The organism is Enterobacter cloacae complex sp. 2024EL-00214, from assembly GCF_043945575.1.
GTDB classification, from domain to species: domain Bacteria; phylum Pseudomonadota; class Gammaproteobacteria; order Enterobacterales; family Enterobacteriaceae; genus Enterobacter; species Enterobacter cloacae_P.
Window position 1 is genome coordinate 1 of the sequence record NZ_JBIMRC010000011.1, and the last position, 15,082, is coordinate 15,082.

The window sequence follows — 15,082 nt, forward strand, 5'->3', positions numbered from 1 at the left end:
ATGTTTGTTCCCTCTCCCTGTGGGAGAGGGTCAGGGTGAGGGCATCAGGCCGCACAAGGTAAAAGCAAAACGGCAACCCCAGGGTTGCCGTTTTTAATGTTTGTTCCCTCTCCCTGTGGGAGAGGGTCAGGGTGAGGGCATCAGGCCGCACAAGGTAAAAGCAAAACGGCAACCTCAGGGTTGCCGTTTTTAATGTTTGTTCCCTCTCCCTGTGGGAGAGGGTCAGGGTGAGGGCATCAGGCCGCACAAGGTAAAAGCAAAACGGCAACCCCAGGGTTGCCGTTTTTAATGTTTGTTCCCTCTCCCTGTGGGAGAGGGTTAGGGTGAGGGCATCAGGCCGCACCCTGCTAACATCAGCGCTTGATATCAGACTTAAAATCACGCTGCTCGTAGCCGGTGTACAGCTGGCGAGGACGGGCGATTTTCATGCCTTCGCTGTGCATTTCGTTCCAGTGCGCAATCCAGCCTACGGTACGTGCCATAGCGAAGATCACGGTGAACATGGAAGACGGAATACCCATCGCTTTCAGAATGATACCGGAGTAGAAGTCTACGTTCGGGTAGAGTTTCTTCTCGATGAAGTACGGGTCGTTCAGCGCAATGTGTTCCAGCTCCATTGCCACTTCCAGCAGATCATCTTTGGTGCCCAGCTCTTTCAGCACTTCATGGCAGGTTTCACGCATCACGGTGGCGCGTGGGTCATAGTTTTTGTAAACACGGTGACCGAAGCCCATCAGGCGGAAGGAGTCATTTTTGTCTTTCGCGCGACGCACGAATTCAGGAATGTGCTCAACAGAGCTGATCTCTTCCAGCATCTTCAGCGCAGCTTCGTTCGCGCCGCCGTGCGCGGGTCCCCACAGGGACGCGATACCGGCAGCGATACAGGCAAACGGGTTCGCGCCTGAAGAGCCTGCGGTACGGACGGTGGAGGTCGATGCGTTCTGTTCGTGGTCAGCGTGCAGGATCAGAATACGATCCATCGCGCGTTCCAGTACCGGGTTGACCACATACTCTTCACATGGTGTGGAGAACATCATGCGCAGGAAGTTACCGGCGTAGGAGAGGTCATTACGTGGGTAAACAAACGGCTGGCCGATAGAGTATTTGTAACACATCGCCGCCATTGTTGGCATTTTGGACAGCAGACGGAACGCCGCGATATCACGGTGGCGTGGGTTATTCACGTCCAGAGAGTCGTGGTAGAACGCTGCCAGGGCACCGGTAATACCACACATGACGGCCATCGGGTGGGAATCACGACGGAACGCATGGAACAGACGGGTGATCTGCTCATGGATCATGGTGTGGCGAGTTACGGTGGTTTTGAATTCATCGTACTGCGACTGCGTTGGCTTTTCGCCGTTCAGCAAGATGTAGCACACTTCCAGGTAGTTGGAATTGGTGGCTAACTGATCGATGGGGAAACCGCGGTGGAGCAGGATACCTTCGTCACCATCGATGAAGGTGATTTTGGATTCGCAAGATGCGGTAGAGGTGAATCCAGGGTCAAAGGTGAACACCCCTTTGGAACCCAGCGTACGGATATCAATAACATCCGGACCGAGCGTGCCTTTTAGCACATCCAGTTCAATAGCAGTGTCACCATTTAGGGTGAGCGTTGCCTTTGTATCAGCCATTTACGGTCTCCTTAGCGCCTTATGCTTAAGACTGCTGTTCAGCGGATTTGCATTCAGCTGTTAATCACCGTTACCAGATTGTTATTTGGCTTACCGCTCAGCTCACGAGGAGAAACCAGGGTACAGAGCTATGGCGCCTTGCAGGTAAACGGATGAAATATCAGTGAAACTACAGCAAACCAGCGTTTTTACAGTCCGAATTATTCAAACCTGTATATCACTAATAACTGTCCTGATAACTTCGGTCAATACCATCACACTGTTACATAACTATTTCTCAGGTGAAAGAGAGACCTCATAACTTTTGCGCATTATATGCCTTTTCTGATGACGTTTGTAACAATATTGTTTAACATTTGTCAAATCAGATGATTAAAATTTAAAAAGATGTTGTTATCGTGACCCTGATCACTGTTCCAGAGAAAACCCGACAAACTGTATGTAGGTTAATTGTAATGATTTTGTGAACGGCCTATACTGCCGCCAGGTCTCCGGAACACCCTGCAATCCCGAGCCACCCAGCGTTGTAACGTGTCGTTTTAGCATCTGGAAGCAATGTTTTGCATGACGCGCAGTTATAGAAAAGGAACGCTGTATGACCCGCATCGCAGCCGGAGGAAGGAAATCCCATAGTCTTTCACGTTACAGGTGCGTTGGCTGCGCCCGCTCGCCCCGGTCACATAGTTATCTATGCTCCCGGGTTTCCCGGACTTGCCGCCTTTCTGTAACGCGAAATCCAAAGGGAATAATAAGAACAGCATGTGGGCGTTATTCATGATAAGAAATGTGAAAAAACAAAGACCTGTCAATCTGGATCTCAAAACGATCCGGTTCCCTGTAACAGCAATCGCGTCCATTCTGCACCGTGTGTCTGGTGTGATTACGTTTGTGGCGGTCGGCATTCTGCTGTGGTTACTGGGGACTAGCCTCTCTTCTCCTGAAGGATTCCTCCAGGCCTCGGCCATCATGAACAGCTTCTTCGTGAAATTTATCATGTGGGGCATTCTGACGGCGCTGGCGTACCATGTTGTTGTGGGTGTGCGTCATATGCTGATGGACTTCGGCTACCTGGAAGAAACTTTCGAAGCCGGGAAACGCTCCGCTAACATTTCATTTGTGGTAACAGTCGTGCTTTCACTTCTTGCAGGAGTTCTCGTATGGTAAGCAACGCCTCCGCATTAGGACGCAATGGCGTACATGACTTCATCCTGGTCCGCGCTACTGCCATCGTCCTCACGCTTTACATCATCTATATGATCGGTTTCTTCGCGACCAGCGGCGAGCTGACGTGGGAAATCTGGAGTGGGTTCTTCGGATCTGCCTTCACCAAAGTGTTTACCCTGCTGGCTCTGTTCTCCATCCTTATTCATGCCTGGATTGGCATGTGGCAGGTGTTGACCGATTACGTTAAACCACTGGCCATTCGCCTTCCTCTGCAGCTGGCTATCGTCGTTGCACTGGTGGTTTACGTTATTTATGGATTCGTTGTGGTGTGGGGTGTGTAATGAAACTGCCAGTCAGAGAATTTGATGCTGTTGTGATTGGTGCTGGTGGCGCAGGTATGCGCGCAGCGCTGCAAATTTCCCAGAGCGGCCAGACCTGTGCGCTGCTCTCTAAAGTATTCCCGACCCGTTCCCATACCGTGTCTGCGCAGGGTGGTATCACCGTGGCACTCGGTAATACCCATGAAGATAACTGGGAATGGCACATGTACGACACGGTAAAAGGTTCCGACTACATCGGTGACCAGGACGCCATTGAATATATGTGTAAGACCGGCCCGGAAGCGATTCTGGAGCTGGATCATATGGGTCTGCCATTCTCCCGTCTGGAAAATGGCACCATTTATCAGCGTCCGTTTGGCGGCCAGTCGAAAAACTTCGGCGGCGAGCAGGCGGCACGTACTGCAGCGGCGGCTGACCGTACTGGTCACGCACTGCTGCACACTCTGTATCAGCAGAACCTGAAAAACCACACCACCATCTTCTCCGAGTGGTACGCGCTGGATCTGGTGAAAAACGCCGATGGCGCAGTGGTGGGTTGTACCGCGCTGTGTATCGAAACCGGTGAAGTGGTTTACTTCAAAGCCCGGGCCACCGTGCTGGCGACCGGCGGTGCAGGCCGTATTTATCAGTCCACCACCAACGCCCACATCAACACCGGTGACGGCGTGGGTATGGCTATCCGCGCTGGCGTGCCGGTGCAGGATATGGAGATGTGGCAGTTCCACCCAACGGGTATCGCTGGTGCAGGCGTACTGGTGACAGAAGGCTGCCGTGGTGAAGGTGGTTATCTGCTGAACAAACACGGCGAGCGCTTCATGGAGCGTTATGCCCCGAATGCGAAAGACCTGGCGGGTCGTGACGTGGTAGCGCGTTCTATCATGATCGAAATCCGTGAAGGTCGCGGCTGCGATGGTCCGTGGGGGCCACACGCTAAGCTGAAACTCGACCACCTGGGTAAAGAGGTTCTGGAATCCCGTCTGCCGGGCATCCTGGAGCTGTCCCGTACCTTCGCTCACGTCGACCCGGTCAAAGAGCCGATCCCGGTTATCCCAACCTGCCACTATATGATGGGCGGTATTCCGACCAAAGTAACCGGCCAGGCACTGACCGTGAACGAGCAGGGTGAAGATGTGGTTATCCCGGGTCTGTTTGCGGTGGGCGAAATCGCCTGCGTATCCGTACACGGTGCCAACCGTCTGGGCGGTAACTCCCTGCTTGACCTCGTGGTGTTTGGCCGCGCGGTGGGTCTGCATCTGCAGGAATCCATTGCCGAGCAGGGCGACCTGCTGGATGCCACCGAAGCTGAAATTGATGCTTCTCTCGAACGCCTCAACCGCTGGAACGGCAACCGTAACGGCGAAGATCCGGTGGAAATCCGTAAAGCGCTTCAGGAATGTATGCAGCACAACTTCTCGGTCTTCCGTGAAGGTGACGCGATGGCGAAAGGCCTGGAGCAACTGAAGGCTATCCGCGAGCGTCTGAAAAACGCCCGTCTGGATGACACCTCCAGCGAGTTCAACACCCAGCGCGTTGAGTGTCTGGAGCTGGATAACCTGATGGAAACCGCTTACGCCACTGCGGTGTCGGCAAACTTCCGTACCGAGAGCCGTGGCGCGCATAGCCGCTTCGACTTCCCGGAAAGGGATGACGAAAACTGGCTGTGCCATTCCCTGTATCTGCCAGAGTCGGAAACCATGACGCGTCGTAGCGTCAATATGGAACCGAAACTGCGTCCGGCGTTCCCGCCGAAGATTCGTACTTACTAATGCGGAGACAGGACAATGAAACTCGAATTCTCAGTTTATCGTTATAACCCGGATGTAGACGATGCTCCGCGTATGCAGGATTACACGCTGGAAGCAGAAGAAGGCCGTGACATGATGCTGCTGGATGCATTAATGCAGCTGAAAGAAAAAGACCCAACGCTGTCATTCCGTCGCTCCTGCCGTGAAGGTGTGTGTGGCTCCGACGGCGTGAATATGAATGGCAAAAATGGCCTGGCCTGCATCACACCAGTTTCAGCGCTGCAGCGTCCGGGTCAGAAAATTGTTATCCGTCCTCTGCCAGGCCTGCCGGTCGTGCGCGATTTGGTGGTGGACATGGGGCAATTCTATGCACAATATGAGAAGATTAAGCCTTACTTGTTGAATAATGGGCAAAATCCACCCGCTCGTGAGCACTTACAGTCTCCTGAGCAGCGTGAAAAACTCGATGGGCTGTACGAGTGTATTCTTTGTGCATGTTGTTCAACGTCTTGCCCGTCGTTCTGGTGGAACCCGGACAAGTTTATCGGCCCGGCCGGTCTGCTGGCTGCCTATCGTTTCCTGATCGATAGCCGCGACACCGAAACCGATAGCCGCCTTGAAGGGCTAAGTGATGCTTTCAGCGTATTCCGCTGCCATAGCATCATGAACTGCGTCAGTGTGTGTCCGAAGGGGTTGAACCCGACGCGCGCCATCGGCCACATTAAGTCGATGCTGTTGCAGCGCAGTGCGTAAGTAGTGAGAGGGGAGCGCTGTTCCCCTCACCCTAACCCTCTCCCACAGGGAGAGGGAACGGATTGTAGGAAATCTTTAAAAACCGCCAGAATGGCACATCCAGTAATCGAGGCGTTCAGAGCGAGACAAGGCGGCGACTGAGCGCATCCCCGGGAGCATAGTTCACTATGTGACAGGGGTAAGTGAAGGCAGCCAACGATGTCGCAGCCTGAACGAAGAAGATTAATGGCAGTTTTTAAAGGTTCCTTCGCGGGCCAGAAAGAGCTCGCAGGTGAACCCCGGCACGTACGTGTTGTACGTGGTAGTTTCTACGGCGAAAGTAAGCATAAAAATGCTTAAGGGATCACGATGCAGAACGGCGCAATGAAAGCCTGGCTGGACTCTTCTTACCTCTCTGGTGCTAACCAGAGCTGGATAGAACAGCTCTATGAAGACTTCTTAACCGATCCTGACTCAGTGGACGCTAACTGGCGTTCCATGTTCCAGCAGTTGCCTGGCACGGGAGTCAAACCGGATCAATTCCATTCCAAAACACGTGATTATTTCCGTCGTCTGGCGAAGGATGCCTCACGTTACTCTTCTGCGATTTCCGACCCTGACACCAATGCGAAGCAGGTTAAAGTCCTGCAGCTTATCAACGCTTATCGCTTCCGTGGTCACCAGCATGCGAATCTCGATCCGCTGGGACTGTGGCAGCAAGACCGTGTAGCGGATCTCGATCCGGCTTATCACGATCTGACCGAGGCCGATTTCCAGGAAAGCTTTAACGTAGGTTCCTTTGCCATCGGCAAAGACACGATGAAGTTGGGCGATTTGATTAACGCGCTCAAGCAAACCTACTGCGGCTCCATCGGCGCGGAATACATGCACATCACCTCTACAGAAGAGAAACGCTGGATCCAACAGCGCATTGAGTCCGTGGCTGGCCACGCGACGTTCTCGGCTGATGAGAAAAAACGCTTCCTGAATGAATTGACCGCAGCAGAAGGCCTTGAGCGTTATCTGGGTGCGAAATTCCCGGGCGCAAAACGCTTCTCGCTGGAAGGCGGTGATGCGTTAGTACCAATGCTGAAAGAACTGATTCGCCACGCTGGCAACAGCGGTACCCGCGAAGTGGTTCTCGGCATGGCGCACCGTGGTCGTCTGAACGTTCTGGTCAACGTACTGGGTAAAAAACCGCAGGATCTGTTTGACGAGTTCGCAGGCAAACATAAAGAACACCTTGGCACTGGTGACGTTAAGTACCACATGGGCTTCTCGTCTGATATCGAAACCGAAGGCGGTCTGGTTCACCTGGCGCTGGCGTTTAACCCGTCACACCTGGAAATCGTCAGCCCGGTGGTTATCGGTTCTGTACGTGCGCGTCTGGACAGACTGGACGAGCCGAGCAGCAATAAAGTGCTGCCAATTACCATTCACGGTGATGCAGCCATCACTGGCCAGGGCGTGGTTCAGGAAACCCTGAACATGTCCAAGGCGCGTGGTTATGAAGTGGGCGGTACCGTTCGCATCGTGATCAACAACCAGGTAGGCTTCACCACGTCTAACCCACTGGATGCACGCTCCACTCCGTACTGCACCGACATCGGTAAGATGGTGCAGGCACCGATCTTCCACGTTAATGCGGATGACCCGGAAGCAGTGGCATTTGTTACCCGTCTGGCACTGGACTTCCGTAACACCTTTAAACGCGATGTGCTGATCGACCTGTTCTGCTACCGCCGTCACGGCCACAACGAAGCTGATGAGCCAAGTGCAACCCAGCCGCTGATGTACCAGAAAATCAAAAAGCACCCGACGCCGCGTAAAATCTATGCTGACAAGCTGGAAAACGACAAAGTCGTCACGCTGGAAGATGCGACCGAGCTGGTCAACCTCTACCGCGACGCGCTGGATGCGGGTGAATGCGTAGTGAAAGAGCTGCGCCCAATGAATATGCACTCCTTTACCTGGTCGCCGTACCTCAACCACGAGTGGGATGAGAGCTACCCGAACAAGGTTGAGATGAAGCGCCTGCAGGAGCTGGCTAAACGCATCAGCACTGTACCAGACGCCATTGAGATGCAGTCTCGCGTACAGAAGATCTATTCTGACCGTCAGGCTATGGCGGCAGGTGAGAAGCTGTTCGACTGGGGCGGTGCAGAGACACTGGCTTACGCGACGCTGGTTGACGAAGGCATTCCTGTTCGTCTGTCCGGTGAAGATGCGGGCCGTGGCACCTTCTTCCACCGTCACGCGGTGGTTCACAACCAGTCTAACGGTTCAACCTACACCCCGCTGCAGCACGTCCATAACGGTCAGGGCCAGTTCAAGGTCTGGGACTCCGTACTGTCTGAAGAAGCGGTACTGGCATTTGAATATGGCTACGCCACCGCAGAACCACGCACCCTGACCATCTGGGAAGCGCAGTTCGGTGACTTCGCCAACGGTGCGCAGGTGGTTATCGACCAGTTCATCTCTTCCGGTGAGCAGAAGTGGGGCCGTATGTGTGGCCTGGCGATGCTGCTGCCACACGGTTATGAAGGGCAGGGTCCGGAGCACTCCTCTGCGCGTCTGGAACGTTATCTGCAACTCTGCGCCGAGCAGAACATGCAGGTCTGTGTGCCGTCCACGCCGGCTCAGGTTTACCACATGCTGCGTCGCCAGGCGCTGCGTGGTATGCGCCGTCCGCTGGTGGTGATGTCGCCGAAATCTCTGCTGCGTCATCCGCTGGCCGTGTCCAGCCTGGATGAACTGGCAAATGGCACCTTCCTGCCAGCCATCGGTGAGATTGACGAACTGGATCCGCAAGCTGTGAAGCGTGTGGTGATGTGTTCTGGTAAGGTTTATTACGACCTGTTGGAACAGCGCCGTAAGAACGACCAGAAAGATGTCGCCATCGTGCGTATCGAACAGCTTTATCCATTCCCGCACCAGGCGGTGCAGGAAGCGCTGAAACCGTATGCTCACGTACATGATTTTGTCTGGTGCCAGGAAGAGCCGCTCAACCAGGGCGCATGGTACTGCAGCCAGCATCATTTCCGTGAAGTGATTCCATTTGGGTCAGCCCTGCGTTATGCAGGTCGCCCGGCCTCCGCCTCTCCGGCGGTAGGGTATATGTCCGTTCACCAGAAGCAGCAGCAAGATCTGGTCAATGACGCGCTGAACGTCGATTAATTAAAGGATACATAATGAGTAGCGTAGATATTCTTGTTCCCGACCTGCCTGAGTCCGTAGCAGATGCGACTGTCGCCACCTGGCACAAAAAACCAGGCGATGCGGTAACCCGCGACGAAGTGCTGGTAGAAATCGAAACTGACAAAGTGGTACTGGAAGTACCGGCTTCAGCGGATGGCATTCTGGATGCAGTGCTGGAAGATGAAGGCACGACCGTGACTTCTCGCCAGATCCTGGGTCGCCTGCGTGAAGGCAACAGCTCTGGTAAAGAGACCAGCGCTAAATCTGAAGAGAAAGCGTCTACTCCAGCGCAGCGCCAGCAGGCGTCTCTGGAAGAGCAGAACAACGACGCGCTGAGCCCGGCGATCCGTCGCCTGCTGGCTGAACACAACCTGGACGCGGCGGCTATTAAAGGCACCGGTGTGGGTGGTCGTCTGACGCGCGAAGACATCGAGAAACACCTGGCGAAAGCACCGGCGAAAGCCGAAGCCAAAGCCCCGGTGGCAGCCCCGGCAGCACAGCCTGCCCTGGGCGCACGCAGTGAAAAACGCGTGCCAATGACTCGCCTGCGTAAGCGCGTGGCTGAGCGTCTGCTGGAAGCGAAAAACTCCACCGCGATGCTGACCACCTTCAACGAAGTAAACATGAAGCCAATCATGGATCTGCGTAAGCAGTACGGTGATGCGTTTGAAAAACGTCACGGTATCCGTCTGGGCTTTATGTCCTTCTACGTGAAAGCGGTTGTTGAAGCGCTGAAACGCTACCCGGAAGTGAACGCGTCTATCGATGGCGATGACGTGGTTTACCACAACTACTTCGACGTGAGCATGGCGGTTTCTACGCCACGTGGCCTGGTGACCCCGGTTCTGCGTGATGTGGATACTCTGGGCATGGCTGACATCGAGAAAAATATCAAAGAGCTGGCTGTTAAAGGCCGCGACGGTAAGCTGACCGTAGATGACCTGACTGGCGGTAACTTCACCATTACCAACGGTGGCGTATTCGGTTCACTGATGTCTACCCCAATCATCAACCCACCGCAGAGTGCGATCCTCGGCATGCATGCCATCAAAGATCGCCCTATGGCGGTAGACGGTAAAGTTGAGATCCTGCCAATGATGTACCTGGCACTCTCTTACGATCACCGTCTGATCGACGGCCGTGAGTCCGTGGGCTTCCTGGTTGCCATTAAAGAGCTGCTGGAAGATCCAACACGTCTGCTGTTGGACGTGTAGTAACACTTTAGCGTCACCTGCCCTGTAGGCCGGATAAGCGTAGTGCCATCCGGCACACAGATCGCGCCGGTCTACAGGTTTGAAGATAACGATTACCCTGAAGGATGGATAGAACACATGAACTTACATGAATATCAGGCCAAACAGCTGTTTGCCCGGTATGGCTTACCGGCTCCGGTGGGTTATGCCTGTACTACCCCACGTGAAGCAGAAGAAGCCGCATCTAAAATCGGTTCCGGCCCTTGGGTAGTTAAATGTCAGGTTCACGCTGGTGGCCGTGGTAAAGCGGGCGGTGTGAAGGTTGTTAAGAGCAAAGAAGAGATCCGTGCTTTTGCTGAACATTGGCTGGGTAAACGCCTGGTAACCTATCAAACAGATGCGAATGGCCAGCCGGTAAACCAGATCCTGGTTGAAGCGGCGACTGATATCGCAAAAGAACTGTACCTGGGCGCGGTGGTTGACCGTAGCTCCCGTCGCGTGGTGTTCATGGCGTCTACTGAAGGCGGCGTGGAAATCGAGAAAGTGGCGGAAGAAACCCCTCATCTGATCCATAAAGTGGCTATCGATCCGCTGGCAGGCCCAATGCCTTACCAGGGACGTGAGCTGGCGTTCAAACTGGGTCTGGAAGGTAAGCTGGTTCAGCAGTTCACCAAGATCTTCATGGGTCTGGCAACGATTTTCCTGGAACGCGACCTGGCGCTGATCGAAATCAACCCGCTGGTGATCACCACTCAGGGCGATCTGATCTGCCTCGACGGTAAACTGGGCGCTGACGGCAACGCACTGTTCCGCCAGTCCGATCTGCGCGAAATGCGCGACCAGTCTCAGGAAGACCCGCGTGAAGCGCAGGCTGCACAGTGGGAACTGAACTACGTGGCGCTGGATGGCAACATCGGCTGCATGGTTAACGGTGCGGGCCTGGCAATGGGCACGATGGACATCGTTAAGCTGCACGGTGGTGAGCCAGCCAACTTCCTCGACGTAGGCGGTGGTGCAACCAAAGAGCGCGTAACCGAAGCATTCAAAATCATCCTCTCTGATGACAACGTGAAAGCCGTTCTGGTTAACATCTTCGGCGGTATCGTACGTTGTGACCTGATCGCCGACGGTATCATCGGTGCGGTAGCAGAAGTGGGTGTTAACGTTCCGGTGGTTGTGCGTCTGGAAGGTAACAACGCTGAACTCGGCGCGAAAAAACTGGCTGACAGCGGCCTGAATATTATTGCAGCGAAAAGTCTGACGGATGCAGCTCAGCAGGTTGTTGCCGCAGTGGAGGGGAAATAATGTCAGTTTTAATTAATAAAGATACCAAGGTTATCTGCCAGGGCTTCACCGGTAGCCAGGGGACTTTCCACTCCGAACAGGCAATTGCCTACGGTACGCAGATGGTTGGCGGCGTGACGCCAGGTAAAGGCGGCACCACGCACCTGGGCCTGCCGGTGTTCAACACCGTGCGCGAAGCAGTAGAAGCCACTGGCGCGACCGCGACCGTTATCTACGTTCCGGCTCCGTTCTGCAAAGACTCCATTCTGGAAGCGATCGATGCAGGCATCAAACTGATCATCACCATCACCGAAGGTATCCCGACGCTGGATATGCTGACCGTGAAGGTGAAGCTGGATGAAGCTGGCGTGCGTATGATCGGCCCGAACTGCCCAGGCGTTATCACCCCGGGCGAGTGCAAAATCGGCATCATGCCGGGCCACATTCACAAACCGGGCAAAGTGGGCATCGTTTCCCGTTCCGGTACCCTGACCTATGAAGCGGTTAAGCAGACCACTGACTACGGTTTCGGCCAGTCCACCTGTGTGGGCATCGGCGGTGACCCGATCCCAGGTTCTAACTTCATCGATATCCTGAAACTGTTCCAGGAAGATCCACAGACCGAAGCGATCGTCATGATCGGTGAGATCGGTGGTAGCGCTGAAGAAGAAGCGGCTGCTTACATCAAAGAGCACGTGACCAAACCGGTTGTGGGTTACATCGCGGGTGTGACTGCGCCAAAAGGCAAGCGTATGGGTCACGCAGGCGCGATTATCGCCGGGGGTAAAGGTACGGCTGATGAGAAATTTGCAGCGCTCGAAGCCGCAGGCGTGAAAACTGTTCGCAGCCTGGCGGATATCGGCGAAGCACTGAAATCCATCATTAAGTAAGTCCTCTCTGCTCCCTGAAAAGGGAGCGTTGAAATAAAAAAATGTCCGTTTCGACATGGTTGGCCACTGAAAAGTGGCCTTTTTTATTGCCTGCGTCGGGCAACCAGGGTGAATTTGTAATCGTCAGTATTGAAAACGTTGCGGCTGTATTCAAAAACTCTGCCGTCTTTCAGGAAACCGCGAGACACTTTCTCCAGGATAGGTTTTGCCGGATCGAGCGCCAGCGCGGCGATCGCCTCTTCGGACGGCATCACCGGTACCAGCTCCTGTTCACTGCGATCGATAACCATCTTTTTGACTTGTTCAATGTAGTGATATTTGGAGTTCTCCATCACTTCCCAGGTGAGGTCGGCGAACATCGCCAGCGGCATCCACGTTTCTTCGAGGTTTACCGGCTTTTGCTTGATAAAGCGCACGCGCTTGACGTGCCAGACTTTATCGTCCGGGTTAAGGTCTAACTTTCCTGCCAGCCGCGCGTCCGCTTTTATCACTTCAAAAATTTTCACATCGCTGTGGGTGTCTACATTTCGGTCGGCCAGTTTCTCGTAAAAACCCGTTAACTGGTATATGTCATAGTTGACGCGCTCTTCTTTTACATAGGAGCCGCTGCCCTGAATGCTTTCGATGATTTGTTCTTCCGTAAGCCGTTTTAATGCCTGTCTTACCGTCACGCGGCTGACGCTGAATGCCTCCTGAAGGCTGGATTCCGTTGGCAATGCATCGCCAGGCTTTAATTCACCGGCATGAATTTTCTCGCGTAGCGCATCGGCTATCTGCCGGTACATTGGTTTATTGCCCATTTTGTATTGCCCGCTTAATACCTTTTCACGGAATTATGCCTTCACTCCATCATTTGTAAATAATACAATTTAGATACAAATTGTGATTGTTAGTGAAAATGATCACATAAATGTATTGTTTCGTCTGTCACAATCGCCCTCAGATAAAAACAACATAAGTGTGAGGATCCGTATGAACCTGACGACCCTGACCCATCCCGGCGCTGTCTGTGTGAAGGGGCACTATGGCAGCCGTGATGAGGCAATACGCCAGCTAACGATGCGACTTCTGGAGCTGGGAAAAATTACCGATGGTGATGAATTTTTGGCAGAAGTCTTCCGTCGGGAATCGCTTGGCCCTACCGCACTGGGGGAAGGGCTGGCGGTACCACATGGCAAATCGCCCGTGGTGAAAGAGGCTGCCTTTGCGGTAGCAACGCTGGACGCGCCGCTTAAATGGGAAGGCGTGGATGGCCCTGAAGACGTTGAATTGATTTTCCTGCTTGCTATTCCACCTGCTGAAGCGGGTTCAACACATATACAGGTGTTAACGGAGCTGACTTCCCGGCTGGCTGATGACGCACTCCGGGCACGCGTGATGGCGGCGACGACGGCAGAAGCCCTGCTTGCTGCTCTGGACGAAACGTCACAGGTTGAGGAAGCGTCACCTCTGGTGGATGCGCCAACCCTTGTCTGTGTGACCGCCTGTCCGGCAGGGATTGCCCATACGTATATGGCTGCTGAATACCTCGAGAAAGCGGGACGTAAGCTGGGTGTAAACGTGGTGGTGGAAAAACAGGGGGCGAACGGTATTGAAGGTCGGTTAACGGCCTGGCAATTGCAGCATGCGCAAGCCTGTATTCTGGCTGCTGAAGTGGCGGTTAAAGAGAGCGAACGCTTCCAGGGGATCCCCACGCTTTCCGTACCGGTAGCGGAACCGCTTCGCCATGCTGAAGCCCTTATTGAGCGCGCTCTGGCATTGCAGCCTTCTCAGGATACTCGCCCTGTGCAGGCTCAGAACGGGGATAAAAAGAGCTTCAAAACAGAGCTTAAGCAGGCGCTACTGAGCGGTATCTCGTTTGCTGTACCGCTGATTGTGGCGGGAGGTACGGTGCTGGCTATCTCGGTACTGCTGGCGCAGATGCTGGGCTTACAGCATCTGTTCGATCAGGAAAACTCATGGCTGTGGATGTACCGCAAACTCGGCGGTGGCATGCTCGGCATTTTGATGGTGCCCGTGCTCGCCGCCTATACAGCTTACTCACTGGCGGATAAACCCGCCCTGGCTCCGGGGTTCGCCGCCGGTCTTGCCGCGAATATGATCGGCTCTGGTTTTTTGGGAGCGATCGCCGGCGGGTTGATTGCCGGCTACCTGATGCGCTGGGTGAAAAATCATATTCGTCTCAATAATCGCTATAACGGCTTTCTGACCTATTACCTCTATCCGGTTATTGGCGTGCTGGGGGCGGGCAGTCTGATGCTGTTTGTGATCGGTGAGCCCGTGGCGTGGATAAACAATTCACTTACCGCCTGGCTCAACGGACTGTCGGGGGCTAACGCGCTGCTGCTGGGGACGATTCTCGGCTTTATGTGTTCATTCGATCTGGGCGGGCCGGTCAACAAAGCGGCGTATGCATTCTGTCTGGGGGCGATGGCGAACGGTGTCTATGGGCCGTATGCCATTTTTGCCTCCGTCAAAATGGTGTCCGCCTTCACGGTGACCGCATCAACCCTGCTGGCTCCACATCTCTTCAAGCAGTTTGAAATCGAAACCGGTAAGTCAACGTGGTTGTTGGGGCTGGCGGGGATTACCGAAGGGGCGATCCCAATGGCTATTGAAGATCCGCTGCGGGTCATTGGTTCATTCGTATTGGGTTCAATGGTGACCGGTGCGATTGTCGGTGCAATGGGCATCGGGTTGTCCACGCCGGGAGCGGGCATTTTCTCCCTCTTCTTGCTCCATCATAGCGGAATGGGTGGCATCACGGCGGCAGTGGGCTGGTTTGGGGCTGCGCTGGTGGGGACCGCCATCTCGACACTCATTTTACTTTTCTGGCGACGTCAGGCGGTAAAGCGCGGCAAATACGTCATTGAAGACGCCATGCCATAAACACGCACA

General features: G+C 54.3%; 11 protein-coding genes. 9 read left to right on the plus strand and 2 right to left on the minus strand.

From position 1 onward, the window contains the following. Nucleotides 1–353: 353 nt before the first annotated feature. A complete protein-coding gene (locus tag ACHHZ6_RS13415; RefSeq protein ID WP_182274147.1) occupies nt 354–1,637 on the minus strand; it encodes a citrate synthase in 1,284 nt (427 codons plus the stop codon). Nucleotides 1,638–2,396: 759 nt separating this feature from the next. Here ACHHZ6_RS13415 and sdhC point away from each other — a divergent pair. The 8 genes from sdhC to sucD all read left to right on the plus strand — a co-directional run bounded on the left by sdhC (nt 2,397) and on the right by sucD (nt 12,184). Continuing rightward, nucleotides 2,397–2,801 (plus strand): succinate dehydrogenase cytochrome b556 subunit, encoded by a 405-nt coding sequence (gene sdhC / locus ACHHZ6_RS13420; RefSeq protein WP_182274148.1) that lies wholly within the window; start codon nt 2,397–2,399, stop codon nt 2,799–2,801. Beyond that, nucleotides 2,795–3,142: a succinate dehydrogenase membrane anchor subunit gene (gene sdhD / locus ACHHZ6_RS13425; RefSeq protein ID WP_012016623.1), complete on the plus strand. Its 348-nt coding sequence runs from the start codon at nt 2,795–2,797 to the stop codon at nt 3,140–3,142. Before sdhC ends, sdhD begins: the two co-directional genes overlap by 7 nt. Further along, nucleotides 3,142–4,908, plus strand: a complete 1,767-nt coding sequence (gene sdhA, locus ACHHZ6_RS13430; RefSeq protein ID WP_182274149.1) for a succinate dehydrogenase flavoprotein subunit — start codon at nt 3,142–3,144, stop codon at nt 4,906–4,908. The genes sdhD and sdhA overlap by 1 nt, the downstream gene beginning before the upstream one ends. Nucleotides 4,909–4,923: 15 nt before the next feature. Continuing rightward, on the plus strand, nt 4,924–5,640 hold the full coding sequence (sdhB, locus tag ACHHZ6_RS13435) for a succinate dehydrogenase iron-sulfur subunit SdhB (protein ID WP_182274150.1): 717 nt from the start codon (nt 4,924–4,926) through the stop codon (nt 5,638–5,640). Nucleotides 5,641–5,988: 348 nt separating this feature from the next. Then, complete coding sequence (sucA, locus tag ACHHZ6_RS13440; RefSeq protein WP_182274151.1) at nt 5,989–8,796, plus strand: 2-oxoglutarate dehydrogenase E1 component; 2,808 nt, start codon at nt 5,989–5,991, stop codon at nt 8,794–8,796. Between the two features lie 14 nt (nt 8,797–8,810). Further along, complete coding sequence (gene odhB, locus ACHHZ6_RS13445; RefSeq protein ID WP_182274152.1) at nt 8,811–10,031, plus strand: 2-oxoglutarate dehydrogenase complex dihydrolipoyllysine-residue succinyltransferase; 1,221 nt, start codon at nt 8,811–8,813, stop codon at nt 10,029–10,031. A 117-nt stretch (nt 10,032–10,148) separates the two neighbouring features. Continuing rightward, on the plus strand, nt 10,149–11,315 hold the full coding sequence (sucC, locus tag ACHHZ6_RS13450) for an ADP-forming succinate--CoA ligase subunit beta (RefSeq protein WP_182274153.1): 1,167 nt from the start codon (nt 10,149–10,151) through the stop codon (nt 11,313–11,315). Then, on the plus strand, nt 11,315–12,184 hold the full coding sequence (gene sucD / locus ACHHZ6_RS13455; protein ID WP_008501094.1) for a succinate--CoA ligase subunit alpha: 870 nt from the start codon (nt 11,315–11,317) through the stop codon (nt 12,182–12,184). Before sucC ends, sucD begins: the two co-directional genes overlap by 1 nt. Before the next feature lie 83 nt (nt 12,185–12,267). Here sucD and ACHHZ6_RS13460 read toward each other — a convergent pair whose 3' ends face one another. Then, nucleotides 12,268–12,984, minus strand: a complete 717-nt coding sequence (locus ACHHZ6_RS13460; protein WP_182274154.1) for a GntR family transcriptional regulator — start codon at nt 12,982–12,984, stop codon at nt 12,268–12,270. Nucleotides 12,985–13,156: 172 nt separating this feature from the next. On the opposite strand from ACHHZ6_RS13460, the gene mngA reads away from it, so the two are divergent. Then, nucleotides 13,157–15,073, plus strand: a complete 1,917-nt coding sequence (gene mngA / locus ACHHZ6_RS13465) for a PTS 2-O-a-mannosyl-D-glycerate transporter subunit IIABC (protein WP_395122363.1) — start codon at nt 13,157–13,159, stop codon at nt 15,071–15,073. The last annotated feature ends 9 nt before the right edge of the window (nt 15,074–15,082 follow it).

Excerpts from the sequence above, each read along its gene's own strand:
- ACHHZ6_RS13415 (WP_182274147.1), bottom strand. The coding sequence starts at position 1,637 with ATGGCTGATACAAAGGCAACGCTCACCCTAAATGGTGACACTGCTATT.
- sdhC (WP_182274148.1), top strand. The coding sequence starts at position 2,397 with ATGTGGGCGTTATTCATGATAAGAAATGTGAAAAAACAAAGACCTGTC.
- sdhD (WP_012016623.1), top strand. The coding sequence starts at position 2,795 with ATGGTAAGCAACGCCTCCGCATTAGGACGCAATGGCGTACATGACTTC.
- sdhA (WP_182274149.1), top strand. The coding sequence starts at position 3,142 with ATGAAACTGCCAGTCAGAGAATTTGATGCTGTTGTGATTGGTGCTGGT.
- sdhB (WP_182274150.1), top strand. The coding sequence starts at position 4,924 with ATGAAACTCGAATTCTCAGTTTATCGTTATAACCCGGATGTAGACGAT.
- sucA (WP_182274151.1), top strand. The coding sequence starts at position 5,989 with ATGCAGAACGGCGCAATGAAAGCCTGGCTGGACTCTTCTTACCTCTCT.
- odhB (WP_182274152.1), top strand. The coding sequence starts at position 8,811 with ATGAGTAGCGTAGATATTCTTGTTCCCGACCTGCCTGAGTCCGTAGCA.
- sucC (WP_182274153.1), top strand. The coding sequence starts at position 10,149 with ATGAACTTACATGAATATCAGGCCAAACAGCTGTTTGCCCGGTATGGC.
- sucD (WP_008501094.1), top strand. The coding sequence starts at position 11,315 with ATGTCAGTTTTAATTAATAAAGATACCAAGGTTATCTGCCAGGGCTTC.
- ACHHZ6_RS13460 (WP_182274154.1), bottom strand. The coding sequence starts at position 12,984 with ATGGGCAATAAACCAATGTACCGGCAGATAGCCGATGCGCTACGCGAG.
- mngA (WP_395122363.1), top strand. The coding sequence starts at position 13,157 with ATGAACCTGACGACCCTGACCCATCCCGGCGCTGTCTGTGTGAAGGGG.